This window comes from Akkermansiaceae bacterium, from assembly GCA_024233115.1.
In the GTDB taxonomy this organism is placed as follows: domain Bacteria; phylum Verrucomicrobiota; class Verrucomicrobiia; order Verrucomicrobiales; family Akkermansiaceae; genus Oceaniferula.
In genome coordinates, this window is sequence record JACKQB010000002.1 from 1 (window position 1) to 26,687 (window position 26,687).

Sequence of the window (26,687 nt, forward strand, 5' to 3'; positions counted from 1 at the left end):
AGTTTGGTTCATGGTTGGTTTGGGTTTGGTTGTTTGTTGTTGGTTGGGTTCTCGTGGTGAGATGGGTTGAAAAGGAATGGCCGCCAGCCGGGACGTGAATGTCTCAACTGGCGGCCTGTGTTTCCCCGGCCTGCGCTTGGGCATGTCGTGCGACCGGGCTTGCCTCATGCGGCGGTGGCGGACTCGGCTTGGTCTGCCGTGGCGGCGGTGGCGGTGGTGGGACGCATGGGCATTACGACGCAGAGCCTGCCGCTTGGATGCCGGCAGATCCCCGGTGACTGCCCATCATTCAGGCAGAGGGTGCCGCCGACTTCCAAGGCATCCGCCAGGAAGCGCGGGTTGAACGCGACGGGCGGTGGGTTGCCTTCGATCTCCACGCTCACCCGCAACACGGCGGACGTGTCCGGTGCTGTGCGCTGCGTGAGGGTGAGGTGTCCCTTTTTCTCCCACGTCAGGTTGACTGCCGAGCTGCGGTCGGAGAGCCCGCGCAGCCACTTGATGACCGAGGTTCGGTGTGCCGGGGAGAAGGTCACCAGTTCCGTTGCCTTGTCTGGAATGACTTGGCGGTAGTTCGGGTATTTTCCCTCGATGAGTTTCGATATCAGGAGGTGGTTGCCGGAGCGGATTGCGATCCATTCCGTTTCTTCCAGCTTCTGCATACGGACATGGGCTTCGACACTGGTGAAGCCGGGATGCATCAGCACATTCACCGACGGGTTGGGTAGGATGAATGGTGTCGGCGGAACTTCCGCCGGGGCGCAGGCCAGTCTTCTGCCGTCGGTGGCGACGAGTCTGCCGTCATCCTCGGGGGTGAAGAAGACCCCGTTGAGAACGTGGCGAGTCACGTCGCTGGAGGCGCACTTCGCGATGGTCGCCAGGCTCTCCATGGTTTTGGCGGGGATGCGGATTTCCTCACCGCCAATGTCGGGACGTGCCGGAAATTCCGAGACGTCCAATGTGGGGTGGCGGGATGCTACGGAGATGCCGCCGCAGGTCATGACCAGGCGCAGTTCGCGGCGTTTGCCCGGCCCCTTGCAACTGATCCTGATGTCGGTGTTCTTGTCCGCCTGTTTGATGACCTTCACTGCGTCTGGCGGGATGAGGAAGGCTTCCGGTTCGTATGGTCCGGCGGTTGTGGGCGTGCGGGTTTCAAGCCAGCGGTCCAGGTCGGTGACCGCCAGCGTGATGCCGGCTGCGTCCAGGGTGGCGAGGACATGGGTCAAGACCGGCAAGGTGGAACGGGTATGGCGGATGCGGGTGAGGAGTCTGATGGACTCCCGGAGGTGGTTGGATGGAATATTCATTGGTGGATTATGGTTGGTGGTTGTGGGGGTTGGGTTTTAGACTCCGGGTTTGATGTAGGCGTTGACGCCGACGATAACGGGCAAGCCGTTGACGCGGGCTTCGGTGGGTTTGTTGCCCTTGCTGCTTGCGACGGTGAGCGTCTTGCCGGTGGCAGACGGGCGCGGCGCGTGCAGCGGGATTTCGATGTGGAGGACGTTGTCCTTGATGGTTGTTTTCATGTGGTTTATGGGTTGTTGGTTTTCTGTTGGAGATGGGTTGAAAAAATAACCGCCACTGAGATTTTGAGGTCTCAGTGGCGGCTGGTGTTTCGGTTGTTGCGATTAACCGGCGAGGGCCACCTGGGTGTCGAACAATCCGTGCAGGGCCTGGCCGCGTTTGACGGCGGTCTGGGGGTTCACTGTCTTATACACCTCGGTGAAGGCGTTGAACAGGCTCCAGCCGTTGCGCGGCAGGAACTCCTTGTGCCGGGGGGTGCGCCACTCGCTGAGGACGGCGGGCACTTGGCTTGGGGTGATGGCCCGGCAGTCGACGGCGCGGATGACGAGGTCGTGGGCGGACCTGTCCGGGAGGTAGTGGCGCTTGTAGGCGCCCACCCGCCGGTCGAGGTCGCGGAACTTGTCGCCCAGCTTGCCGACGGCGCGTGCCGTGAGCTGGCGCAGGTCGCGCATCACGTGGCGCGTGTGCTTGCGGCTGAGCTTGACCTCGCCGTTGAAGCAGAGGTTGTCGCAGACAAACACCTGGGTCCCGGCAACGAGCCCGGCGGGCAGGCTCTTGTCATGCGAGTTACGCAAGCCCACCACCCAGTCGAAGTCCTGCTCACTACGTGTGGGCAGGCTCACTTGGATGACTCCGAAGTAGCGGGCCCCGTCATGGGTGACTGCGTGGGTCTCACCGCGTAGGATGAAGCCGGTTTCACGCAGCTGTTTTTCCACTTCGATAAGCAAGTCCCGATGCGGGATCGGATACCAGGTGTCGGTGCCGTTGGGTGTCAAAACTCCGAAGAGATCGGCACGGTCAACGACCTGTGCACCGCAGTGAAGCAGGAGCCCCTTCGGGCGTGTGTTGGTATTGAGCTCGGGTGGATTCTCGACGATCTCGAAGGGAATCCCCCGGGCTGTGGATGCCGGTGTTACCGGCTGTTGTTGTAGTTGGATTACATTGTTCATAATGGTTGTTAATTGGTTGGTTTGATGAAAACGGCCGGGTCACCTAAGTGAGGAACCGGCCACGGTTGTTGTTGGTTGTTTTGTTAATACTCAGCTTTTCCGCACCACCAGGGCATGAACCCCGGCGATGCAGAAGAGCACGAGCATGACGACCCAGAGGTCGTGGACTGCCCATAGGATGAGTGCGGCGAGGGACACTGCGCCGAACAGGCACAGGATCGTGTTTGCATGTTTCATGATACTATGGGTTTGGGTTTTTGGACTTACTCATCAAGGCAATGGCGATGATGACGGCGATACCGATCAGGGCGTAGCTCTGCACCTTCCACCCCTCCGAGAGAGGTTTATAGTCAGGTGCGTGAACGACAACCGGTGGGGGTGGCGGAGGTGGCTTTTGAGGGCTATCACCACAGCTCACCAGAGGTAGGACGAACAACATGATACCGAGCAGAAGAATGAGACGCTTCACGCGGCATCTCCCTTCCATTTGGCACACTCGTTGCGGAACTGACACCAGCTACAGTGCATGCCCGGCTGTGGATGGAACCGCCCTTCGGCAATGCCCTGCACCGCTGTTTCCAGCATCATGACTGCACGCCGCCTCCGGTGTTCGTCGGCGGGCGCAATCGCCACGGGAATGACCTGGGGTGCCCTGGTCTTCACCAGGAACAACAATTCCAATGCAGGAGGCGTCCGTCCCGTGGCCTTCTCGATCATCATCTGGTAGGAGACGAGCTGGAGTTCGTGGTCGAACGCTGCGGTTTCCGGATCGGGTTTGCTGGCGCTGGTCTTGAAATCGACGGGCGTCAGATCCCGCCGCACAAGGTCGATGGCACCCGTGAGCGGCACCGAGAGTCCGTCGATGTCCTCGCGGAGGAAGACCTCGACGGCCCTCGGCGACTCCTTCAACGCGGCGGGCGAGTCGAGGTAGGCGGCAACCACCCTCAGCCCGTCCTCGCGTGCCTTTTCCCGGGCCTTGGGTGTTTTCCACGACACCGGCCCCTCTTCCTTCTCCAGGGCCGTGAAGGCTCCGTCAAAGGCCGTGGCGGCGGATTCCGGGGACGTGTCGCCACCACGCCAGACGGCGAGGTGGTGATGCTGGAGGGCCGCATGCACGGCCTTGCCCAGGTGCAGGGAGGGGCTTGTCTCGCTCGGGATGGCCATCACCCGGCCAAAGAAAAACCTCAGCGAGCAGCCGAGGTAGTCTTTGGCGGAGGTGGGGCTGATGTGTTCGGGCGGCGTGCCCGGCTTCACCGCCGGCGGTGATTCGGCGAGGGCGATCATGACCTCCCCTTTCCGTAGGCGTTGCGCCGGGGTGCCCTGTTGTTTTTCCTGCCGGTCATCTCGAAGAGTTCCTCGATCAGACCGCTGGCCTGGATCTTGTCGAGCGACTTGACCCCGCGCCCGAATCGCTGGGTGGCCAGCTCATCGATACGATCCTTTTCAAGACCGTGTTCATCGACCAGCTTTAGAATCAGGTCACGTTGTTTGTCACTGCATGCCCATCGGTCGATGGGGAGCACGTTGCCCGGGGGAGGCGGCGCGCCGTTGTTGGGTGTCTCCATGCCGTAGTCGTGGGGCGGGACAAACCCGGTTCGCCGGATCTGCTCGTCCACGTTGGACTGGAGGTTGTCGTAGAGGCGTCCGGCCTCGTGGGCGATGTCGTCGGTGGTGTTGACCTCGGTCTCGACGGAGACGGAGAACTGGTGCGACGAGTAGCCCGGGAGTCCGAGACGCTTGGAGTAATTTGCTATGAGTTTCACAGCCATGGTGTTTGGTTCCTTTCTTGTTGTTGGTTTTGGTTGATGCCCGGACAGCAAAAAGCCCGGCCGTGGTGGCCGGGCTCGTTGTGGTGGCGGGCGGTGTTGGTTTTGGGTCAGCGTGGATGCTGATACTGTTGTGGTTCCCCGCGGAGCCGGTTGGTCCCGTCGCCTTCCAGGGCCTGGCGCAGGATCTCGTCCACGAGCTTGGTCATGGGGAGTTTCCTGCGTCTGGCCTCGTGATAGAGAAGGCTAACAAGATCACGCCGGATCACCGGGGAATAGTGGTGTGGTCTTGCCATTTTTCCGTGGTTTTCGAGGTTGAAACGGGCCACGGATATCTAATCTCCGTGACTCATGGTATTATGGCTTTTTCCAACATGCTTTTTAACCGCTGACTGGAATTTGCGAGGGGGATGGCGTGTTAGATTCGATGGATTCCGATAAAAAAGATAAATTTTAGTGGGGGAGGGGCTTCGGATCCGCCTAAAAAAACACTTTACTTAGGGGAGCGTAGGTGCTTGAAAATATGTGTGAAATTTTCGTGTCCAGCATGTAATCGACGGCTTGAGGCTGATGACTCAGTTGCGGAAACTAAGGTTACATGTCCAGTGTGTGATGTCGCGTTCATGGCTCCTGATAAGTCGGCAGACACAGGCAGTAAAATAAAGAAGTTGAAGCGAGAATGTATCGCAGATTTGAAGGCAGCCTTCATCATAGCGTTATTACTCTGTGGACTTTTCCTCTATCTAAAAATATCGACGTCTCACAAGAAACCACCAAGCTCAGCAACTGGTTCTAGCCTAGCGATTGAGGGGAATGGTCTATTGACAGACCAATACCCCAAACCTTCTGAAAATGTATTGCATCCCATCCCTAACAAACTACTACTACCGAGAAGTAGATTTGGAAAGCCATGGGGGCTTCCGGGACGCGAATCTATTTTTACCTTAAAACCAAATCCGGCAATAGCTGCCACACCAAAAAAGAAAAAGGAGGACCCTCTATCTTCATTACCTGATGAGGAGCAGAAATACTGGCGGTCACTTAAAGCAAATTTTAAAAATAAGTCCTACAATGAAGGCTCTGATTTCGTATACACATACCGCCGAGTCCCCACTAAAGCGGAATATTTCCTTATTCTTACCAACAAATACCGGGAATTTAATTTCCCCGATATGGAGAAACTTGCTAATGAGTCCAAGGACCCTCTAGATAAGATTCGTCATAAAATCTATGTTGATTTATTCGAAGAATTTCAAGAGAGCTATAAGAGAGGATGCCAAGAAGCGCTCAAGCTACTTCAAGATGCCGCATCACCTGCCTTTGAACCTTAATGCTCCACTGACTCTCACTCAGTTAGCTACAGAAAGAACGCCTAAGTCTATTGGTGATACCCCCACCTGCTCACACCGGTGTGCCTGTCTGTGCCTGGTCCCGAACCTCTGGCACTTTCATCTGGCTTGAATAGCTCTTCGTTCATCTCGCTTACGCCAAAGATGCATAATTGGCTAATGAATAGAGCTCCATCGTAATTTCCGAGGGGGCCAGCTTCGCCGACATGGTTAGGCTGAAGGGCCCCAAGGACATCGGCGACCAGATCAACAAGACCATCATCGCTCAACGAGGTGAGCAAGATGGCCTGAGGGCTTCAACTTTGAGATTATGAGTTGGGCGACAAATGTAACCAACACAGAAGCAGCAAAAAAGTAGGTTCCCGCCATTACCTCTACCTTAATGTTAGGTGATGACTTTAAGCTTACCAATAACAATGAAATCACGAATACGTCTGTCATCGAAAACTTGCTTACCTTGTCTGTGATTTTCAACACACTATCCATGTTGAGTCCAGGCTGCTCCAAGCTACGGGCACTCAACAGATAGAGGGCGATTTTTGCAGTAGGGAATAATACTGAGAAAATAAGGATGAGGCCGAAAAGGAATAATTCTCTATCGCTGAGTAGCATCCCAAGGATGTCTATGACCGACTTTTCCTGAGGCTTATTGAAATCCGACCCTGTTACGGCAGAAATAACCGAGTCAAAGTTTCCAGTCAGGCTCGGTGTGATACGCAGGCATGGCATGGACACTCCGGCTCCGAGCAACACAGCCGAGATCACTAGGAGTATTTTCGCTGTTTTTACATTCATCTCTGACTAATACAGCACATTGTTCTTCCGACAGAATTCGATCATTTCAGCGGTGTCCATATCCAGAGGTATCACCATCAACTTGATACTCTTGAGACTGCCAGTTCCCGGGTGCGTAACTATTCCGACCCGGCACTTTTTAAAATCAAACTTACAATCACCAATAAAATCATCAGGGGTGAGTCCATCATTATCAAAAACCTTAATCACAAAAGTGCTGTCATGGTATAAACGCATCGTTGCTCCTTGCCATATTTCGTCAAGGTTGTTCTTTTTTGTGGAGAGACTGACTAGCGATGGAGCATCAAATGCCTTCCAGACGCCCAGAACCCGGTCTTTTTGGGTCGAACTACGATAAAGGCGGACCCCTTTCATTTCAAAAGCATAATACAGGTCTGGGGCAGATTCATTTAAACTGTCCCAAGATCGACCGTCTGCCCTCCTCTCATGGACATCAACTTCAACTACTGACAATCTATAGCTCTTACCTGACTCCAGTGGTCCAGCATCCGACTCAATATTCAAGCCTCCGTGACTATCACTGTCCCCACCATTGCTTCTCCATAAGGAACCGAGCAGGGTTCCACCCATGACAATAACCAAGACTCCGACAATTACCCAAATAACGCTTTTTGGTGAGCTTTTAGAGCCTTCGTCAAGTGGTTGACTGTCAGATTCATCTACTTCATATTCTCGCATAGCGTAATCTTCAGGTTCACGTTGATTGCTTGCATAAACGCGTAACTTGATCTGACCACTGCATGTCGGACATTCAAAGATCGTCGGAGCGTCGTCGTCGAGAGCAATCCTCTGGTCACAGTGGGGGCATTCTATCTTCATTAGCTTATTGTTGGTAGTTGAGCGGGATGGGGATAGTAATAAAAATTTCAACGCTTAGGTTCACCGATTCACTCTCTTGAACTTAAGCCCCGTCCGTCCCGGGGTATTTGGAATGTATATGAGAGTGTCCCCTTTGATTGAAATTTCATAAGTCCTCCAGTCCGAGAATGGGTTAGTGTCACTAGTTGCGATTCTAGCCCGCTGATGCAATACTACCCCCTCCACTCGATACTCTCCAGTTAATGCATAATCGTCATTCACTTTAGGCTCGGGATTATCACGGATCTTACCGTCGATGGTCCCGATGATCCTACTTTCCCATGTTCCATCTTTCAGATAGTTATCAATTATGACTACTTTATCATCGGTGTGCTTCCACTTCCCAACAATTTTTTCTGACAGGGGCCTAGAGTCATCATCAGGAAGCTCTAAAACAACGCGAAAACCGAGATCCCCGGTCCTTAGGGTTTCAAAAAAGCGGCCTGACATTAAGGATCGGAACTGGAATTGGGTTCCAGATGTCCAGGATGCCCCCATACCCCATTGTTCCAGATTTTTCTCATCGAGACCAGTTGGGGTAGAGCTCATCTCGCCTACGTTCCCAAACATATCAAAAATACCGAATCGATTAGGTTGGAATGAGCCAACAGGTGCCGTTGAAGGGAACGGGTCTCTCCAACCTCTTATATATTGATCAAAGCCATCGGGGAAATATTTGCGAACTTCCTCGCCGCCGAAATTGCCCGCCCCCTCCGGGGGGGGCCATGAACTACGCCAAGGATATCTGGGAGGATGAGGAGCATCTTGGGTTGGTTTCTCCTCTCCAGCGGCAACGCACCACTCAAATAAAGTAGGAAGGCGGTAGGTCAACCCCTCCTTTTCTGAAAGCCATGCACAAAACTTTTCGGCGTCCTCCTTGCTGACCATCACAACGGGGTGATCGGCAGTTTGGTGTAATTGCCTCCACGAGAAATTCTTCCACTCCTCATTTATGTCACGTTGATCCTCTGCAAATTTTTGGTAATCGGACACACGGGTCTCCCAACGACAGAAAAGGATTCGCTCTTTATCAAACTGGATGGGCACAAATTCCATGCCGAGTGAGTTCACAAAGGGCTTGTCTGGAGAAGCGTCGTTAATCGAAACGGGAGCAGTTCGATTACGAGCTGGCTTGCTTTTGTCGCCAACTAAGAACCATATCACCCCACCAAGGCAAAATATGCTCAGAATAATAGATAGAGTCAGCCCTCTAGGTAAAGTTACCTTTCGTTTGGCTCCACGCCCGGTTCTTTTCTTGGGTCGTCCGCTGCGTGCAGTCGCAGATGGCACCGCTTCTTTCACTACAGGATATTTTTGAGAATCTGTCTGTTTCTCTTCTGATGCTCGTCCCTCATCTCGATGACGGTGCCGAGTCGCTGTCACCTTTTGTTCGGGAGTTGGGGTGGAGGGTGGCTCTGGCTTCACTCCCTCGACTAGCAACTCAATATGACCGCTGCATGTGGGGCATTTAAAAGCAAGCGGGGCATTGTTATCGAGGGCAATATGTTGTCCGCAGTGGGGGCATTCAATTTTCATGAGTTTGTTGTTGGGTGTGAGGTGGAAAAGTTCTACTTAGCGTCAATGCCTTGGCCGCAATGAATGCAATGGAATTTAATGGGCACGTATTTAAAGTGCCTTTACCTTCTACGCTTTCAGCCTCTCTTTGTGCAATAGGGCTTTGAGTGGATACCCCTCCTGAGGCATTCCTGTGGCTTGGAATGCTTGCAGGAATAGCGGGGCCTGACTCTTCAAGTTGTATATCCTGGTTGCAGGGCGTAGCATCGTGTCCCTTGATAACCTGAATTTTAATATGGCAACCACAACCTGGGCAGGTAGACCCTCCGGAATCATTATCCCCAAGCTCGATTTTTTTATCACACCGCGGGCACTTCATAATGATCCCTTTCTTCAGTGGCACCGGGGGTATTTAAAATGCGCTCGGAGTTCCCCACAGGGAACCAATAACTCAAATTATCCTGTCACTGTCAAGTTCCCCTTCGGGAACTTTTATGGACAGACGATATAGGAACTGCATCGGCCCCGAAGTGAGGGAGCTAAGAAAAGCTCGAGTGCTGACGCAGGAGCAACTCGCCGCGAAGTTACAGCTTGCCGGTCTGCATTCCATCGACCGTGTGGGGATCGCTAAAATAGAAACCCAAATCCGTTCGGTATTTGATTACGAGCTGGCAGTAATAGCTCAAGTTATGGGGGTTGAGCTTGCGGACCTCATTCCGTCGCCAGAGAGACTGAAGAGGGATCTCGGGTCGCTCATCGGGGGGAAACGTTAGAAGGGGCACAATCCGCCTGAACACCGAGCTGGCCAAGAAGCCGCCGGAGTGCCTTGAATACCTCGTGGTCCACGAGATGGTGCATTTCCTAGAGCCGACCCACAACGACCACTTCGTCGCCCTGATGGACCGTTTCATGTCAAACTGGCGTAGCCGTAAGGACCTGCTCAACAGCCTGCCGGTGAGGCATGAGGAGTGGAGGTATTGACGCTGTCTCCGATAACCAAAGGGGGGCAAGCGTTATCCGTGGACAATTTGCCAAAGATTGCAGAAATAAATGAAATAACGCTTGCCCCCCCTTTGGGAAGACACCCCCCCCTACAGACATTCCCTCCTTTGCAGAGACATTCCCCCTCCGGATAGAAGGTTCCGCCTACGACCAGCTTCTCAGATTGTCTTCATTCAAGCTGGTCGGCGATCCTCTCGAAGTTACGGAAGAACGAGTCCAACCTAGTGCCTTTTCTTGCGTATTTGTATTGGTCCTGAGAGTAGCCGTCGTCTGGCTTGGGTGGCACCTTTGCGCAAGCATCAAGCATACCGATTATTTCGGCAACCGCGCATTCCGTGTTCTTTTTGAAAAACCCTTCTGCCGCAGCCAACCCCAGCTTAACCCGTTGGATGTAGTCTCGCCGAATCTCTGGATTAGGGCATTCAAAGCCACTGGAGGCAGGGATCTCGATCCCAATCTGGTTTCTACACGTCAACACGGCTTCAAGGCAACGACGCTTCTCTTGGGGTGTTGAATCCGGATTGGCGTCTTCCGGGGTATGCCCCTCCTCCAAGAGCCTGATCCGCTCATCATGAATTGCCCCAAGCCGACTTTGAATTTCGAGGGCAAGGCCATACGCCACCCGACGCAGGGACGGAGATGAGGACGGCAGCCATGGCCTCCGGCGAAGCTGCAAAGCGAGCGTGAAGAGCTCGGCACACAAATCAGGATGATTATGACTGTTGACATGTGTTTGTGGACTCTCTCGATGTGGATGCTCGTTATGCTCATCCAAAAGGCTGCTTATGGAGGGGCGCGATCTCTCCCTAAAGTAGGACTCGGTTCCATCCGCCCCCATCGACCCGAGCCCGACAACAGTCATGATGTCCAAAGACCGGATAAGCGACGAAATTTCTCGCACGATCGATTCATCAAGAGCTACCTGCGACCTGGAGTTTTTACTGACAATATACCGCAACACATCGTCGGTGTCGCCGAAGTTCAGCTCCGGCTCCTCGGCCTCTATAAACATCACAACTCCTGTGTCGCAGGGAGTTTTGGCGTCCTGAACCAACGGGTGATTCTCTGGCAGCCCTTCCGAACGGGCCCTCTCCAAGCACTCCTTCTGCTTCCTCTGGTTGACAGAATCAACATCAATATCGACGGGCTTCCTGTTGAGACCGTCAGCAAAACGTAGGTGACGACGTGACCCGCGACCTTCGTGTTCAACGAGAACTCCTTTGTCACGGAGCGAATTTATCCACCGCTGAATCTGCTTTTGTTGAACACCGAGGTATTCAGATGTCAGCCTGGTACGGATGAAGGCATTGTCGTCGTCCCTTTGCCTCAGGACCCACTCCAAATGGTACAGTAAAAGCGCCTGTCCGATGCCGTAATTGTTGGCATCATCGAGACCGAAGCGGACATATGGGGCGCTTGAGGAGGAACCGTCGGAAGCTGGACCGGGGCTACCGACAATTTCGGTGATTCCCGGTTTGAGATAAAATTCCGATGCCGCATTCAGTGATCCCCTGGGTCTGCCGGAACGAATTTCCAGAGCCTCCATCTGTTTCAGTTTTTGGAGTTGATCCCAGACCGCAGACGCTGAAATCCCTCCGATGTCTTCGGCCAGAGCAGCGGCACTCCGGAAGCACCAACGGCTTCCATTCTTCTTGATGGATTTAGAGGTCCAGTAAAGGAGCTTGGTAAGGATAGCTGCCGCATTGACTCCATGGGAAAGGATCAGAGTCTTGTAGACATTGTTCCGGATCTGACATGGTGAAGAATTAGAGGAGAAATCCGTCTCTGCTGGGCCGTTAGGCCCGAGCGGGGCGGATTCCTCTCTTTCTTGTTCTATATTGTTCATATCTTCTTGTATTATCTTATAGGTTCTCGGATTTGTCGCTTTCACGTGCGGATTTGTCGCTTTCATGTGCGGATTTGTCGCTTTCTCCATGTGCGGATTTGTCGCTTTCTCCATGTGCGGATTTGTCGCCCGGGTCACAGATTGTCGGCTCGCCTTGGACACGGGGAATCAAGTAGCTGTCGTCCACATCGGAGAACCATTGACATTCCCACCGGACACGGGTCCGGATCTGAAACCTTGAGCCGTAGCGGTTCTTGTCAACTGTGAGGACAGCATCACTTCCTTTGTCTTCGGGGCAACTCCTCCCAAGACCGATTAACAGCGAGCAGGGAAATGCCTTTCCGGTAGCCTCGCGAAGGTTATCGATGGTTACGGTGGTGCCCCTGGAATTGGCCTGGGATGTGGCCCATACCAGGGCATCTTCCTGTCCAGCCATACTGGCTAATGACTGTGCGATTTCCTCAAGTTGTTTGCGACCACTCTCAATACCATCCATAGAATCGACGATAACGACCGGCTTGTTCTTGTGTGCCGTCTTCAGGGGCGAGATATTGGCCACGATATCTTGCACTCCAGCGTTCCCGCCCGAGCGCAGGGATAAGACTTCGATCAAGGGGAAATCCACGGGAACAACCCCGCGGATCTTAGCATAGGCTACTCCAGACTCCCAAGACTTGAGACGCTGGAGGTATTCCTCGGTCGTCATTTCGCTATGATAGAGCTGGACCGGATGCCCCAGGGCGGCAGCGGTCTGTGCAAGGTGAACCACGAACGATGACTTCCCATCACCGGTATAGCCGCAGATTACATTGAACGTGCCCACCCGGACTCCACCACGAAGTTGGTTATCAAGGGACGTAATCCCTGTTGGAACCAGAGGCCCCTCCATAGGCGGTTGCTCGTCTCCAGTTGGCAGGAAGGCACCACCATTGATGGGGCTGTGAACTATGTCGTTTGCTGTATTCATCTGTATTTGTGTGTGCCCGTATGAAGCCCGGGCACGGGGGCGTTGTGTTTTTTGGCGCTCGCCGCTTAAGCGGCAGCGAACCTTCTCGGCACGATCATGCCCTGACTAGAGGGCACAATGCCTGCCCAACCGTCACAATGCGTGCGGAGACAACTCTTCCAGGGAGCCTTGCCCCCTGAATGGCGTGTTCCCTCTGGCCCAGGAACACCTGGCCCAGAGTGAACTCAACATTCACTATTCCATGGCTGTTTCAAACAGACCCACGGCTTTAACACCCTTATGAATGGGTAACTCTCTTACTCCGGAAGGAATTCCTCCCTGGATCTCAACCAGGCCTCCACGCTGGCGCGACAGAAACGCAGGACCTCCCTGTCCCCCCTGGGGAGGAAGATGGCGGGAAATCCATGGTCCCGGATCAACACATCGATGCTTTCTGGTCGTGTGCGTAGCCACTTGGAGACATCTCTCTTGGTTAGCAGTCTTGCTGGTTTCTCCACTTCTTTCATCTGGAAATCCAGTGACGCCGCCCCCAAGCGCGGGGATGGCCATCTGCTGTTTCCTGATATTTGATGTAGTGGAGATCATTACGAACGACAAATATAGCCATCCCGGCTGGATGTCAATCCTGAGTGATAAATAAATTGCGTTCTCCCATATTTTGAGCCAGACTCCCTCACATGAGCCGCTACAAGCCTATGGGAGTCAGCTTTCTGCCCGAACGAATTGCCATGGTGGACGACCGTGCCAAGCAGCTAGGCCTTTCCCGGTCAAAATACCTGCAGGCACTCGTCGAGGCCGACATCGATGCCGGTTTACTGGACAGCACCAAGAATGCAGCGAATGGAAAAACCACGATTAAACTGCGGGATGGCGTAACCTTGGTAGCGCTCGATAAAAAAACGGAACACGACGAGAAAGTTAAGATCATCGTCGAGGCTGTTAAGACCCTTACCCGGGCCATGCCTCAATTATTCGGAAGTGCAGGGAACGTAGAAAGGCACGCCAAAGATATCCTGAGACTAGGGTAATGAACAACAAGCCCCATAAAGTCATCAAGAGCGGCAGCGTGTCGGTGCCGGTCTACCGCAATATTATTCACGGGAAATACCGGTTCCAGGTAATCTGGCGGGAAAACGGCAAACGTATCAACAGGACAAGGACACAAGAGCGGGATGCCGTGAAGATGGCGGAAAAGGTCGCCGCGCAGCTCTCAAAGCAGGGTGATGTCAGGAAGCGGTTGGTGTCGCATAGCTCCTACCGGGCGCTCTGCCGTCTGAGTAAGATCGCCGATGGTGACATGCACGCCTTCCTGTCCGAACTGGAGGCGGCGAAGACGCATCTCGGTGACGCCGGTTGGACAGAGGCCGCCCGCTTCTGGCGCAGCCACGCACCGGACAATTTTGAAGAGAAGCTCGTCAAGGATGTGTTCGAGGAATACATGGAGCTGTTTCAGGATCGCTCGGCAGACGTCCGTAGTGCCGTGCGCACGAAGATCTGGAAGTTTGTCAAAGCGTTTGGCGGCACTTACATCGGCCAGATCACCACCAAGCAGATAGACGACTGGATGAGGCAGTTGCAATTGTCCAAGGTATACTCCAACAAGCTGAGGGCCGAACTTGTCACATTTTTCCGCAAGGCCCAGTTATGGGGGTATCTTCCCGAGGGCACCGTCGCCCCGGCCAAGATTGCCAGGCACCGGGTGGAAAGAAAAGAGCCGGCCATCTTTTCCATCGAGAAAGCCCGTGAGATCCTGACTCATGTCAGAAAAGACTGTGTCCCCTACGTCGCCATAGGACTATTCGCAGGCCTCCGCCCCTTTGAGATTGCCTGCTCCCGAAAAAAACACTCCCTGGAGTGGCAGGACATCGATTTCGTGAAGGGTTACATCAGGGTGAGGGCCGAGGTGGATGCCAAGAACCTCACCACCCGCTATGTAAAACTCCAGCCGAACCTCATGCAATGGCTTCTGCCCTACAGAAAACCCGAGGGGAAGGTCGCCATGGCCACGGCATCGGCGACGGTCAGCAAAGACCTCATCAAGAAAGGCATTATCGACACCTGGCCCCCCGATGTGATGCGCCATTCATTCTGTAGCTACCTGCTCGGGAAGGAGCAGGATATCAACAAGGTGGCCGAGCAGGCGGGCAACAGCCCCACAATGATCAAGAAGCACTACCGCAGACCCATGACCCAGGAGGACGGCGAAGCGTGGTTTGAGATCCGGCCGGATGCCGCACCGGAGGAGCAAGCTGAAGTAGCCTAACAGTAACCTAGTTACAGCTCGCAAAAAACAGAAACTTTACCATGTGCAGCGTTTATGAATTCGGCAGAGGTAAAAAGAAAGCGCCTCAAGTAATCAACGCTGACGGTTTTGATAATTTAGATGATGACGTCAGGCTCATCAGACGCACTAATACGGCCCCTGTGTATCTGAGTGACGGCGATGTCCGAATGATGCGCTGGGGCTATGAACGACCCGGCCTCGGTGTTGTAAACAATACACGCAGCGAGAACTTTGGCAGTCCCATGTGGCGGGACTCTATCGAACACCGCCGCTGCCTCATTCCCGTGACTGCTTTCTACGAGTGGTCCGGGTCCAAGGGTAACAAGCGAACTCATCGATTCACCAGCCCAGCCGATGAATGGCTATGGATGGCGGGCATCTGGGAGCAGTCAGTCAGCCAAGGCGAATGTTTCTCGATGATTACGACGACAGCAAACTCACTGATGGCACCTATACATCATCGCATGCCTGCGGTCCTCTCAGCCGATGAACTGAACCCGTATCTCAATGGCGAACTGATGGTATTCACACCCAAGCCTGACACTCTGTTAGTAAACGAGACCACGAACCCGCTGCTGAAAAACCCACCATCTCATTTACAAGGCGAGCTATTTTGATGGAATGGAATTCGTCACACTTTAAGGGGCTGTAACTCCAGTTTGTCACTCTGAGCTCGTCCATGATCGCATCTCTCAGCTTCTTCGGCTTGATGACTACGGCTCAGCGTCCCCCTAATCATTAGCGACCCTGGGATTGATTCACCCTAAGGGTGATTTTGCAACGACGGCTGATATTGTGTATAAGGGGGCATGTCACGCCACTACAGCCTGAAGCCCCGCAAGTTTGCAATGGAACTCAGAACCTCGGAGTCCTGCTCAGTGCATGGAGGTCAGTTGGCCATTGTCGGGCTGCTTCGCCAAAGCGGACTAGTCAACTGGATCAGCGACTACCCGCAGCTCGACCACCGTAAGAACAGCAACCGGGGCTTCGACCCCGAAGTCTACATCTGCACCTTGCTCTACAACTTCTGCACGGAAGGAAGCAGTCTGGCGGATGCGGAGGCACTTAATGAAGACAAGGCCCTGCTCAAGCTGCTGGGTATCAAAAAACTGCCCGACCAGAGTGCCCTGGAGCGCATGGCCGAAGGACTGCCCGAGGAAAACTGGGGCGAACCCCGGCTCGAGCACTGGCGCGGGGGAACCAGACACCTCGTGTCGTATAGCTGGGTCAGACACCAGCCCTCGGGTTGCAGGGAGGCGCATAACTTTGCAGCCCTGCGTCACAAACGGGAGGGCGACATGTTCTGGAGCTACTGCTTCATCGAGGTTGAGGAGGGGCGGTGGTTTACATCTGCCGTGAACGCATGAAGGCCTGGCAAAAAATCTTTGAAGAATGGATACCGGACCACCGGCTGGTGTATCCAAGGACATGAGGAAGCCGCCCTGGGCAAAAAGTTCCGGTTGAAGACCTCCCGTGCCGGGGAGGAGGAGGGACAACGCCGCCGACCGGCGCCAGACGGCAATTTTCCCTGAAATTGAGCAGGCAAAAACGCCCGGTCGCCATTGCACCGGCACCCGAGGTGATCAAGTTGATGGTTTTGCAACCCTCCAGCATGAATATCACACGAAAATCAATCCAGCCCAATCTTCGCTAAGGATTTGGGTGGTTTGTTAATCCTGCTTTTCTACTTTACCCGAGCTCACGAAACGAACAGGATGCGGGCGAAATCGTTCTCTAACTACTTAATCAACTTCTCACATGCATGTATCCGAGACCAATCACCTGGTAACCTCAATGGGTCTGTCAAAGTTGGCCGCCCTTGTCGGCACGCTGGGCAGTTCGGACTACGCCGGATGGTGGAACTGTTCATTCCTCTCCCCTACTGGAATTGCTACCCTGGAGTTCAATTTCCCACGCACTGCCATTTCGGCAGCCGTCAGTGCTACATCGAAGGCAGCCGCACTGAAACATGACCACGCAGCAGGTGCCGTGGGTGTGTTCCACCTGTTCAGACTACCCACCGGATTAACCCAGAAAGTTCATGCCCACCTTGTGGCTGATGCCTCACGTATCGCCGAGGTCATCGCTTCCCGGGACCTTTGTATCGAGGCTCTTCGAGAAATGGCAGAGCACGGCTCCACCGATGGTCTAGGCCCAGGTGCGAGAAACCTGGGTAACTTCAGTTTTGACGATCCAGCCCTCACCTATCGTCTGGCATCATCATATCTCAAAGCTTTCACCGAGGACTACCAGACCTTTCCCTACTTCACGCTTTCATGAGCCTGACCTTGGATACCAAAGAACAACGCTACACGACGGCACTTTCAGCAGCACAGGGAATCATACCTGAGTCGCTGGAGTTGTTCGACGCGTGGTATCCAGGCGAGGCACGCCCAGACTTCGTCAATCGAGCGCTGAGCGAGGGCATGTTAGCGTCAGCGACCCAGCGCCGGGCTGAAAATATTTTGAAGGAAGGTTTCGCTGCACGCTTTCTATCAGAACCAGCTTTCCAGTCAGCTCCCGCTTTGAAACGATTGGTGGACGGATCTGCACCACGGGGCATCCTCCATCCAATTTTCCTCATCTTCGCCATCCGTCAGCATTTGATCCTCAGGGAGTTCCTAACCGAGATATACTGGCCTCGTTTCCGTGCTGGAAATGACAGCGTCAACAAGCGAGATGCTCTGGAACTCATCGAGCGGGGCGAAGCTATCGGTCGATTTAAAAAATCATGGTCGCCTACAGTGAAAAATCGAGTCGGTGCCTATGTGCTCGGCATCGCTCACGATTTCGGCCTGCTCTCTGAGGTCTGTGGTGCCGGCGGCCAGCGTCGGATCGAACTTTTTCGCGCCAACCTATCAACCGCACTTTTCCTGGCCTACGATCTCCACTTTCAAGGTGTCGGCACGGAGGCCATCATTTCTCACCCTGACTGGGAGCCGCTCGGACTCAGTCCAGCCGACGTTCGCGACGAACTTTCCCGCTTATCCCAGAGAGGACATCTTCTCTTCCAAGATTCAGGCGACATCGCCTCGATCCAATGGAAATACTCCAACCTCGAAGCCGTAGCCGATGCAATCCTTGCAGAATAATTTTCATGATTTGCTCATCCAGCTGAGGAGCGGTATGCGCCGCACCATCAGCACTGGCTTTGACCCCGTTTACTATATGGTTTTCCATCCATCGGAAATCCTGGAGGTCCGTCGTTTGCTCCCGACCTGGAAGCTGAAACTAGGTGCTGAATTTGAAGTCGCCGAGCTGTCGATGGCCAAGCTCATCCCCCGGCTGATCCAGGAAGATCCCCTCTACGAGATCAACCTGGACAATGAAAACAACAGCGACACCACCGTCCAAGACATCAACGAAACTCTTCGTGGCTCACTGGGTGTGGGTGCTGACGGCCAGCCCGAAGCAGAAGCCCCGGTTCTAGAAGCGTTCTCCGAGGCTCTTACCAAAGCCAAAGAGCTGACGAACGGCGTGCTGCTCATCACCGATGTTGAGGCGATCCATCCCTACATCCGTATCGGCGCGATCGAACAGGTTCTCCAAGGTAAGTTTGAGTGCCCGGTGATCGTTTTTTACCCAGGCGTCCGGACTGGTAAATTCGGACTCAAATTCCTCGGCATCTATCCCGACGACGGAAATTACCGCTCAGTCCACGTTGGCGGCTAACCATTCTCAATATACTCTTATCATGCAAATCCGCGAACTCTTCGATTCCAATCGAGCCATTGACCGACGTATCGAGAAGGTCATCACCTTCAGCAACGACGACGAAAAACTCCTCCTCAGCGAGGTCTCGGAATACGTCGTTACGGATAGCCTTGAGCACCACTACGAGAACTTGCTCGATCGGCTTGATGAAGCACTTCACGGAGGCGGTGGGTTCGAGACTTGCGCTTGGATTTCTGGATTCTACGGGTCTGGAAAAAGCTCGTTTGCCAAATACCTCGGCTTCTCGCTCGACCCGCAGCGAAGCATCGGCGGCACTCCTTTCCGGGATCATTTCGCCAACCAGTTTGACAAGGCCGCATTGCGCCAACGTCTCGGCACCGTGGCTCAGCGTCATGAAGTCACGGTATTCATGCTCGACCTGGCCGCTCAGATGGGGGCTGGCTCGCTGACCACCCCGATCTCCACCCTGCTCTACAACCGGGTGATGGCCTGGGCAGGTTACTCGGCGGAAATGAAGGTGGCCGAGTTTGAATTCCTGCTAGAAAAAGACGGTCGCAAAGAGGATTTTGAGAATCGGGTCCAGGAGATCGCCAAGGGCAAGACCTGGAAGGAACTGCAACGCTCCACCCTGGCCCTCAAAGGCGTCGCCTCACAGCTCGCTCCAGAATTTTACCCGGAGTATTTCCCCGATTCAAAAGCCTTCAATGAAATCACCCTGGAGTCTCCCGAGGTGGAGAGGGAGCGAGTCGAGCGGATGTTAGATCTCGTCAAACGCCGCACCGGTAGCCATAAGGTTCTATTCCTCATTGATGAGGTCGGCCACTTCCTCAGCAGCAACAAATCGCTGATCAACAACTTCGATGGTCTTTGTAAAAACATCAAAGAAGTCGGCGGCGGCACCGCATGGCTCATGGCCACGGCACAACAAACCCTAACAAAAGACGGGCCATTCTTCCCGCTCATGGCTCGACTACCCATCCCGGTAGAACTCGAGTCCAGCGACATCCAGGAAATCACCCACCGCCGTCTACTTCGTAAGTCGGATGCAGGCACGGCACGCTTGGAGCAGGACTTCGCCGGTGCCTCCAGCAAGCTCAAGCTCTCCACCAAACTCGAGGGCGTAAAAGCCTACCAGAAAGAGGAACTTGAGAAAACCAAGTTCGTCCAGCTCTACCCCTTCCTGCCGCATCACTTCGAGCTACTTATGGATCTTCTCGCTGTCTTGGCACATTCGTCCGGTGGCTTGGGACTTCGCTCGGCGATCAAGGTCATCCAGGACATGCTTGTCGAGGCCGATACTCTCGTGGACGGACCTCTCGCAGATCGGGACGTCGGTCAGCTCGCCACCATGGCAGACATCTTTGACACCCTTTCTCGCGATATTGAACCACGCCAGCGCCATCTGGTCGAAACCATCCAGGCGGTGGTCAAAAGCTACGGCAAGGATGAAGTCGCCACCCGGGCAGCGAAATCGGTCGCCATTCTACAGCAGCTTGAAGGGTTCCCCATCACCAAGAAGAACATCGCAGCCCTGCTCCACCCCGCCATCGATGCCCAGCCACTTGAAACCGAGGTCATTAAACAAACGGATGCCCTCATCGATGATCAAAGCGTCCCACTTGGAATCATCGACGGCAAGCTCCGCTTCCTCAGTGAGAAAGTAGGACTGATCGATAGCAACCGCGATCAGCTTCAGCCCCGCTCGAACGACAAGCTCGCCATCCGCAACAAAGAACTCCAGGAAATCTTCTCCACCAAGCCCTCCACGAGTCTGGACGGTGCCCGCAAGGTTGAGTCGGGCGTAGCCGTCTCCGATGGTGGCCGTGCCGTATCTCTCATCGGTGACAACGCTGAGATCCAGACCCTCATCGACCTTGTGGCGTCAGCGGACTATGATTCCACCAAAAAGGCCCGGATTGATGAATCACGGCTCAATGACCACAGCTCCAGGATTTTTCTCCTCGCCGAACTCCCTTCCGAAGTCGATTCCCTGGTCACCGAGATCTACCGATGCCGGGAAATTTGCCGGGCGAACAGCAATGAAGCCGACCCGGATGTGGTCGACTACGTGCGTGGTCAGGAAACCCGTGAACGAGAACTCCGTGGCAAGCTTCAGGAACTTCTCCGCGTGGCCCTCAAGAAAGGCCTCTTCATCTTCCGGGGCAAGCAGGAGGCGCTGGCGGACCACGGCAGTGAAACCATGCCCGCCCTCAAGAAATTCCTCGGTGATGCCGCCAAGGAGATCTTTGATAAATACTCCCAGGCCGGCGAAGAGGTGGCTTCCAACATTGCGGAAAAACTACTTCTCACCAACGATCTCTCCCAGGTCTCCAGCAAGATCGATCCCCTTGGCCTGGTGAAAAAACAAGGCAGCAAGACTCAGGTCGATCTCCAGCATGCCGCACTCGTTTCTGTTCGTGACTACCTCGATAAGCACGGCCAGTCCGATGGTGCCCGGCTGCTCAATGAGTTCTACTCCGCTCCGTTCGGATGGTCGAAGGACACCACCCGCTACTTCATCGCCGCCCTGCTCATCGGCGGTGCGGTAAAGATCAAGCTCGGCGGGGAAACCACCACCGTTCCGGGAGAAACCGCCCTGGCCGCACTGAAGAGTAATCAGGCGCTGTCCAAGACCACCATCTACCCGAACAACGACCAAGTTCCGCAGGACCAGTTGCTGCGTGCTGCCAAGCGCCTGCACGAGCTTCTTGCCGAGAATGTGCTGCCGATGGCGAAGCAGATTAGCCAGGCGGTCCAGAATCACTTCCCGAGCTACCAGCAGAGCTATGCTGGCCTTGAGGCTAAGCTGGAAATGCTCGGTCTTCCGGGTGGAGATCGTGCCCAGCAGCTCCTCACGGGGCTCGCCGGGGTGCTCTCCGCGGACGCTTCAGATGCTCCCGCCACCCTTGGTGCCGAGACCTCCACGCTCTATGATGATCTGCTTTGGGCCAGAGCCGTGACCAAGGCGCTCGACCAAGGTGCCGAGACCACCGTGAAAGAGTCCCTGACTTTACTCAATGACATCGTCGCCCTTCCGGACGCAGGTGCTTGTGTCCAGCTGAAGGCGGATAGCGAGGAAACCCGGGCCAAGGTCCGCACCATCTTCTGCTCAGGGAAGTTCCACGAGCATATTTCCGAGCTGAACCAGCACCTTCAGTCACTCCGCACCGTTGCCAAGCAGGGAGCCTCTGACTTCCTCGCCCAAGAGGCCGCACGGCTCGACAAGGCGAAGGACGAAATCAAGCAGTCCTCGGACTGGCTTGCCGCCCCAGTGGACATACGAGAGAGCCTGGAAAAGCAGCTTGAGGATCTCAAACTCGACCTGCCCACGGATCTGGACGGTGCCCGCAAGCTCCCAGCCCGCCGTATGGAGGTGGATAATAAGCTCGAGTCCGTCCGGGTCGCCGTGACCGAAGCGGTCGCTGAAAAGCAGTTCGAGAAAGAGAAATCCGAGGAAACCCTCCAGCTCCCCGCCCGTCTCCAGTCGACCGCGGATCTGGACGCCGCCCTCGAGCAGCTGGAAGGTGCCCGCGCTACCCTGGATGCCGGCACCCCGGTCAATCTCACCCTCGGCTCATAATCAGCTCCCTACGCCATGGCCTTCGATACCACCACCCGCAATAAACTCGCCGCCCTCGTCACCCGCTGCCGTGGGCGCTTGGTGGAGGAGTTTTCCGATCAGTTCCAACAGTTCTACGGTATCGTGCCGAAGGAAGGGACCGTGGCAGATCTGGGTTCCCTCACCCACCTCAACGAATCTCAGAGGGAAACCGCCCGCCAGCTTCACGAGGTCATCGACTATTATGCCGAGAGCAACAGCGGTAGCGAAGCCCAGCGACGCAAGGATGCCATCGACCGCCTGCTCCGCGAGCAGGCCTTCACGGTGCTCAACCGTCTCGCCGCCCTCCGTATGGCCGAGGAGCGTGGCATCGTCCTGGAATGTGTGCGCCAGGGCACCAAGTCCGAGGGCTTCACGCTCTTTGAAATGAACGCCGGCACCGATCTCGGCGATGCCCACCAGCGCTACGTCACCTACCTGGAGTGCCTCTACGATGAACTCTCCATCGACCTCGGTGTGCTCTTCGATCGCTTCAGCCCCCACGGTCTGCTCTTCCCGGGCGAGGCGGGCCTCAAGGAAGTTCTCGCTTTCCTCGGCGATGCCGACATCAAGCACCTCTGGGCCGAGGACGAGACCATCGGCTGGATTTACCAATACTGGAACAGTAAGGAGGAACGCAAAGCCATGCGCGACGCCTCCGCCGCCCCCCGGAACTCCCGTGAGCTCGCCGTGCGTAACCAGTTCTTCACCCCACGCTACGTCGTCGAGTTCCTCACCGACAACACCCTTGGCCGTATCTGGTATGAGATGACCCAGGGCCAGACCCGCCTCGTCGACCAATGCCGCTACCTCGTCCGCCGACCCAACGAAATTTTTCTCGCTCCGATCGAAGAAATTTATCGTTCGTTATATGGGGAAGACACTGATCTTCCTGATGATATTTTCGAAACCGATGCAATTGCCGATCTGTTTCGGGGAAATCTCGAACGCATCGCAGAGGGCGATGATGGATCCTTTCCCCTCCTCAAGGGCATTGTTGCTTACAAATCGTTCGAGAGCTACTTCGGTGAACGATGGGACCTTAACGACAATTCCTTCTTGGACGATGTTACTAACGCCGTTTTCCGAGGAGAAGACCATCCCAATAAATGGAATCTTGTCTGGGGATTGGCAGTAATCACCCATTACCTCACCAACTCGCAATTAGGTAGTCCCTATGCCAAAGAGTCACTGGCACTCGCCAGAGAATACTTTCAGGAGCTGATAAGGAGACATCTGGACTCACAGAGCCTATCTCAAGAAGAACTCTTGAAACGACCTGTGTTAATTCCCCACCGTGCTATCAAGGACCCGCGTGAGATCCGCCTGCTCGACCCCGCCTGCGGCTCCATGCACTTCGGGCTCTACGCCTTCGATCTCTTCGAGGCCATCTATGAAGAAGCCTGGGATCTGGCAAGCACTGGAAACTGCCAACTGATCACTGAAAACTCTCATGCACCCCTAACCGACCTCTACGCGTCCAAAGAGGCCTTCATGCTCGATGTGCCCAAACTTATCATCGAAAACAACGTGCATGGAGTAGACATCGACCCCCGCGCCGTCCAGATCGCCGGCCTCTCCCTCTGGCTCCGCGCCCAGAAAACCTGGAAAGACACCCCCGCCGCCGAGCGCCCCCGCGTCCGCCGCTCGAACATCGTCTGCGCCGAGCCCATGCCCGGCAGCGACGCCATGCTCGAAGACTTCGTCGGAACCCTCGACCCACCCCTGCTCGGCGAACTCGTCAAAACTGTCTTCGACAAAATGCAGCTCGCCGGCGAGGCCGGCACCCTCCTCAAGATCGAGGAAGAAATCCGCACCGCCATCGATGACGCCAAAACCAAGTGGAAGAAACTCGGCGCCGCCGAACGCGACCTCTTCTCCACTGAAGAGCTCAACCAGACCCTCCGTCCTGGCACCCAACAAGAGCTTACCGGCGTCGAGAAGGCACTGACCACCGATCACCGACCACTGGCCACCGACTTCTTCGACACCGCCGAAGAACGCATCTACGCCGCCCTGCGCGACTACGCCGAGTCCGCCGAAGCCGGCGACTACCAACGGCGCCTCTTTGCCGAAGACGCCGCGCACGGCTTCGCGTTCATCGATCTTTGCAGAAAACGCTACGACGCGGTGGTGATGAATCCGCCGTTTGGTGCCTTCTCGAAGACAACCAAAAAATGGGCTGAAAACACATTCCCTCGTAGTTCTAGCGACATCTACTCCTCGTTCATTGATCGTGGGATCCAGCTCTTCACCTCGGGAGCCTTACTCGGTGCGATAACTTCGCGAACCGGGTTTTTCCTTCGGTCATTCACACGTTGGCGTGAAAAGTTGCTGTTACCATTGTCGCCACCAAACCTTATTGCCGATTTAGGACACGGGGTATTGGATGACGCAATGGTGGAGGTGGCTGCATACTGCCTCGGTGGAACAAATCGAAACTCGAGCACATTCTTTAGAATTGTCGACGCTGAAGACAGGGCATCAGCTCTCCTTAACTCCATAAAATCCTCGCAAGATGCGGTTGCAGGTCAAAGATTCGAATGTGCCCCGTCATCGTTCAAGATGGTTCCAGGCTCACCATTTGCATACTGGGTTTCGGACTCACTACGGGCCGCTTTTGAAAAGCATTCTCCGCTCAAAACATCAGATCGTTTTGCTGCTCGTGGTCCCTACACTCTGGACGATTTCCGCTTCGTTCGAATTCGCTGGGAGATCGCAACATCCTCAATAAAGAACACTCGTGCGCAGACTACCGACACATCATGGGTCCGATTTGTTAAAGGTGGTGATTTCGCTCGTTTCTACGCTGATCCACATTTGGCATTGAACTGGTCGAAAGATGGACTCCAATTAAAAGCGCTAGTTTCTGCTTACCGTGAATCAAAGGGATGGGGGCCGAATTGGACGGCTGCCATTAACGGCCATGACTTCTATTTTCTGCCAGGTCTCACGTGGACTCACCGGACCAGCAGTGATTTATCGCTTCGGGCGCTTCCAGCTGGCTGCATTTTCTCGGCTAAGGGACCAGCTCTAATTGTAGAGGATAGGGAACAGCGACTTGCCTTACTCTCGCTCTGCAACTCGAGTGTATTCAGGTCCCTCTTTTCACTCAATCTTGGGGCAGCTGACGCTGCGGCCCGTTCTTACGACGTTGGGATAATGCAGCGCATGCCAATTCCCGAACTCGACCCCGCATCTAAAGACCGTCTAGCTAGGCTCGCATATGAGGCTTGGAAACTGTGGAGGCGAATTGGTGATGGGGACGAAACTTCGCACAGCTTCCTAATTCCCTGCACAGTAGAGCGGCGCAATTCAACCTTGGGTGAGAGTTCAAACGGCCGGTTTTCAGAACACCTAGAATTGCAGAGCAGGTGCGGAGAAATCGATCAAGAGATAGATTCTACATGTTTCGATATCTACGGAGCTGCACCTATCAAGACCGAACAGGATATCGAACAATCGATCCACGAAGGAGATACGCTTAAGGAGGTTGCAGACTCCATGGAACCAGATGATGACATCTGTGGTCCTCTAGTCTTGTGGATGATCGGTGCTGTATTCGGCCGCTGGGACATCCGCTACGCCACCGGCGAGCGCCAGCCGCCCGAGTTGCCCGACCCCTTCGATCCGTTGCCCGTCTGCCCGCCCGGCATGCTCCAGAACGCCGACGGCCTGCCCGCTGCGCCCGCCGACGTGCCCGACGACTACCCGCTGCCCATCACCTGGCCCGGCATCCTCGTTTCCGATCCCGGCCACCCCGAGGACATCGTCGCCCGCGTCCGCGACGCCCTCGCCGTCATCTGGGGTGACCGCAGTGCCGCCATCGAGCAAGAAGCCTGCGAGATCCTCGGCGTCCGCACCCTGCGCGACTACTTCGCCGAGAAGAAATCCGGCGGCAAATTCTTCAAAGACCACCTCAAGCGCTACAGCAAGAGCCGCCGTCAGGCCCCCATCTACTGGCCCCTCTCCACCGAGTCCGGCAGCTACACCCTTTGGATCTACTACCACCGCCTCACTCCTGACACCCTCTACACCTGCGTCTCCGACTTCATCGAACCCAAGATCACCGCCGTCGGCCGCGAACTCGAACGCCTCACCGCCAAGGGCGACCAGCGCAGCGCCCGGGAGAATAGGGATTGGGAACGCCTTGCCGACCTCAGCGGCGAGCTCCAAGTCTTCCGCGACGAACTCCTCCGTATCGCCAACCTCCCCTGGAAGCCCAACCTCAACGACGGCGTCCAAATCACCGCTGCCCCCCTCTGGAACCTCTTCCGCCTCAAACCCTGGCAAACCAAGCTCAAAGCCACCTGGAAGAGCCTCGAAAAAGGTGACTACGATTGGGCCCACCTCGCCCACACCCTCTGGCCGGAAAGAGTCATCCCAAAATGCACCACCGACCGCTCCCTAGCCATCGCCCACGGCCACGAGGATGCCCTGTGGGAAGAAGTCAAAAACGACAAAGGCAAACTCGTCTGGCAGCCCAAGAAAAACGCCGATCAGATCGCCCAAGAACTCGTTCAACAACACCAAGCTTGAT

At 55.0% G+C, this 26,687-nt stretch carries 27 protein-coding genes; 13 read left to right on the forward strand and 14 right to left on the reverse strand.

The window, feature by feature from the left end:
- Positions 1-164: 164 nt before the first annotated feature.
- The 8 genes from dnaN to H7A51_04180 form a co-directional block, all read right to left on the reverse strand.
- Positions 165-1,304 carry a DNA polymerase III subunit beta gene (dnaN, locus tag H7A51_04145; GenBank protein ID MCP5535409.1) on the reverse strand — a complete coding sequence of 380 codons (1,140 nt, stop codon included), beginning with the start codon at positions 1,302-1,304 and terminating at the stop codon, positions 165-167.
- Between the two features lie 36 nt (positions 1,305-1,340).
- Complete coding sequence (locus H7A51_04150) at positions 1,341-1,523, reverse strand: hypothetical protein (protein ID MCP5535410.1); 183 nt, start codon at positions 1,521-1,523, stop codon at positions 1,341-1,343.
- Positions 1,524-1,625: 102 nt separating this feature from the next.
- Positions 1,626-2,471, reverse strand: a complete 846-nt coding sequence (locus H7A51_04155; protein MCP5535411.1) for a DUF932 domain-containing protein — start codon at positions 2,469-2,471, stop codon at positions 1,626-1,628.
- A gap of 90 nt (positions 2,472-2,561) precedes the next feature.
- A complete protein-coding gene (locus H7A51_04160; GenBank protein ID MCP5535412.1) occupies positions 2,562-2,708 on the reverse strand; it encodes a hypothetical protein in 147 nt (48 codons plus the stop codon).
- Between the two features lie 4 nt (positions 2,709-2,712).
- Positions 2,713-2,940 (reverse strand): hypothetical protein, encoded by a 228-nt coding sequence (locus tag H7A51_04165; protein ID MCP5535413.1) that lies wholly within the window; start codon positions 2,938-2,940, stop codon positions 2,713-2,715.
- On the reverse strand, positions 2,937-3,755 hold the full coding sequence (locus H7A51_04170) for a PD-(D/E)XK nuclease family protein (protein ID MCP5535414.1): 819 nt from the start codon (positions 3,753-3,755) through the stop codon (positions 2,937-2,939). Before H7A51_04170 ends, H7A51_04165 begins: the two co-directional genes overlap by 4 nt.
- Positions 3,752-4,234 (reverse strand): hypothetical protein, encoded by a 483-nt coding sequence (locus H7A51_04175; GenBank protein MCP5535415.1) that lies wholly within the window; start codon positions 4,232-4,234, stop codon positions 3,752-3,754. Before H7A51_04175 ends, H7A51_04170 begins: the two co-directional genes overlap by 4 nt.
- A gap of 113 nt (positions 4,235-4,347) precedes the next feature.
- On the reverse strand, positions 4,348-4,533 hold the full coding sequence (locus H7A51_04180; protein MCP5535416.1) for a hypothetical protein: 186 nt from the start codon (positions 4,531-4,533) through the stop codon (positions 4,348-4,350).
- A gap of 327 nt (positions 4,534-4,860) precedes the next feature.
- Here H7A51_04180 and H7A51_04185 point away from each other — a divergent pair, with 327 nt between their 5' ends.
- Positions 4,861-5,568, forward strand: coding sequence for a hypothetical protein (locus H7A51_04185; GenBank protein MCP5535417.1), 708 nt, complete (start codon positions 4,861-4,863; stop codon positions 5,566-5,568).
- 276 nt (positions 5,569-5,844) lie between these two features.
- On the opposite strand, the gene H7A51_04190 is transcribed toward H7A51_04185, so the two are convergent.
- Genes H7A51_04190 through H7A51_04200 form a run of 3 tightly spaced genes read right to left on the reverse strand, consistent with a single transcriptional unit; the run spans position 5,845 to position 8,796 of the window.
- Entirely contained in the window at positions 5,845-6,381 is a 537-nt protein-coding gene (locus H7A51_04190; protein MCP5535418.1) for a paraquat-inducible protein A, read from the reverse strand.
- 6 nt (positions 6,382-6,387) lie between these two features.
- The gene (locus H7A51_04195) at positions 6,388-7,221 is read right to left on the reverse strand and encodes a hypothetical protein (GenBank protein MCP5535419.1); all 834 of its coding nucleotides are present in this window, start codon (positions 7,219-7,221) and stop codon (positions 6,388-6,390) included.
- A gap of 60 nt (positions 7,222-7,281) precedes the next feature.
- Complete coding sequence (locus H7A51_04200) at positions 7,282-8,796, reverse strand: SUMF1/EgtB/PvdO family nonheme iron enzyme (protein MCP5535420.1); 1,515 nt, start codon at positions 8,794-8,796, stop codon at positions 7,282-7,284.
- 473 nt (positions 8,797-9,269) lie between these two features.
- Between H7A51_04200 and H7A51_04205 the strand changes: the two genes are divergently transcribed.
- Together H7A51_04205 and H7A51_04210 are read left to right on the forward strand one after the other, a co-directional pair.
- Complete coding sequence (locus H7A51_04205; GenBank protein ID MCP5535421.1) at positions 9,270-9,548, forward strand: helix-turn-helix transcriptional regulator; 279 nt, start codon at positions 9,270-9,272, stop codon at positions 9,546-9,548.
- Positions 9,517-9,756 (forward strand): M48 family metallopeptidase, encoded by a 240-nt coding sequence (locus H7A51_04210; GenBank protein ID MCP5535422.1) that lies wholly within the window; start codon positions 9,517-9,519, stop codon positions 9,754-9,756. Before H7A51_04205 ends, H7A51_04210 begins: the two co-directional genes overlap by 32 nt.
- A gap of 190 nt (positions 9,757-9,946) precedes the next feature.
- On the opposite strand, the gene H7A51_04215 is transcribed toward H7A51_04210, so the two are convergent.
- The 3 genes from H7A51_04215 to H7A51_04225 form a co-directional block, all read right to left on the reverse strand.
- On the reverse strand, positions 9,947-11,689 hold the full coding sequence (locus tag H7A51_04215; GenBank protein MCP5535423.1) for a hypothetical protein: 1,743 nt from the start codon (positions 11,687-11,689) through the stop codon (positions 9,947-9,949).
- Complete coding sequence (locus H7A51_04220; GenBank protein MCP5535424.1) at positions 11,640-12,590, reverse strand: hypothetical protein; 951 nt, start codon at positions 12,588-12,590, stop codon at positions 11,640-11,642. The genes H7A51_04215 and H7A51_04220 overlap by 50 nt, the downstream gene beginning before the upstream one ends.
- A gap of 296 nt (positions 12,591-12,886) precedes the next feature.
- On the reverse strand, positions 12,887-13,096 hold the full coding sequence (locus tag H7A51_04225) for a hypothetical protein (GenBank protein ID MCP5535425.1): 210 nt from the start codon (positions 13,094-13,096) through the stop codon (positions 12,887-12,889).
- Between the two features lie 171 nt (positions 13,097-13,267).
- On the opposite strand from H7A51_04225, the gene H7A51_04230 reads away from it, so the two are divergent.
- The 10 genes from H7A51_04230 to pglX all read left to right on the forward strand — a co-directional run bounded on the left by H7A51_04230 (position 13,268) and on the right by pglX (position 26,686).
- On the forward strand, positions 13,268-13,618 hold the full coding sequence (locus H7A51_04230; protein ID MCP5535426.1) for a hypothetical protein: 351 nt from the start codon (positions 13,268-13,270) through the stop codon (positions 13,616-13,618).
- Positions 13,618-14,853 carry a hypothetical protein gene (locus H7A51_04235; GenBank protein ID MCP5535427.1) on the forward strand — a complete coding sequence of 412 codons (1,236 nt, stop codon included), beginning with the start codon at positions 13,618-13,620 and terminating at the stop codon, positions 14,851-14,853. The genes H7A51_04230 and H7A51_04235 overlap by 1 nt, the downstream gene beginning before the upstream one ends.
- Positions 14,854-14,894: 41 nt before the next feature.
- Positions 14,895-15,491 (forward strand): SOS response-associated peptidase family protein, encoded by a 597-nt coding sequence (locus H7A51_04240; protein MCP5535428.1) that lies wholly within the window; start codon positions 14,895-14,897, stop codon positions 15,489-15,491.
- A gap of 192 nt (positions 15,492-15,683) precedes the next feature.
- On the forward strand, positions 15,684-16,241 hold the full coding sequence (locus H7A51_04245) for a hypothetical protein (protein MCP5535429.1): 558 nt from the start codon (positions 15,684-15,686) through the stop codon (positions 16,239-16,241).
- Between the two features lie 18 nt (positions 16,242-16,259).
- Positions 16,260-16,406 (forward strand): hypothetical protein, encoded by a 147-nt coding sequence (locus H7A51_04250; GenBank protein ID MCP5535430.1) that lies wholly within the window; start codon positions 16,260-16,262, stop codon positions 16,404-16,406.
- Between the two features lie 226 nt (positions 16,407-16,632).
- Positions 16,633-17,154, forward strand: coding sequence for a BrxE family protein (locus H7A51_04255; protein MCP5535431.1), 522 nt, complete (start codon positions 16,633-16,635; stop codon positions 17,152-17,154).
- The gene (locus H7A51_04260) at positions 17,151-17,966 is read left to right on the forward strand and encodes a DUF1819 family protein (GenBank protein MCP5535432.1); all 816 of its coding nucleotides are present in this window, start codon (positions 17,151-17,153) and stop codon (positions 17,964-17,966) included. Before H7A51_04255 ends, H7A51_04260 begins: the two co-directional genes overlap by 4 nt.
- Before the next feature lie 34 nt (positions 17,967-18,000).
- Entirely contained in the window at positions 18,001-18,546 is a 546-nt protein-coding gene (locus H7A51_04265; protein MCP5535433.1) for a DUF1788 domain-containing protein, read from the forward strand.
- 22 nt (positions 18,547-18,568) lie between these two features.
- Positions 18,569-22,129 carry a BREX system P-loop protein BrxC gene (brxC, locus tag H7A51_04270; GenBank protein ID MCP5535434.1) on the forward strand — a complete coding sequence of 1,187 codons (3,561 nt, stop codon included), beginning with the start codon at positions 18,569-18,571 and terminating at the stop codon, positions 22,127-22,129.
- A 15-nt stretch (positions 22,130-22,144) separates the two neighbouring features.
- Entirely contained in the window at positions 22,145-26,686 is a 4,542-nt protein-coding gene (pglX, locus tag H7A51_04275; GenBank protein MCP5535435.1) for a BREX-1 system adenine-specific DNA-methyltransferase PglX, read from the forward strand.
- The last annotated feature ends 1 nt before the right edge of the window (position 26,687 follow it).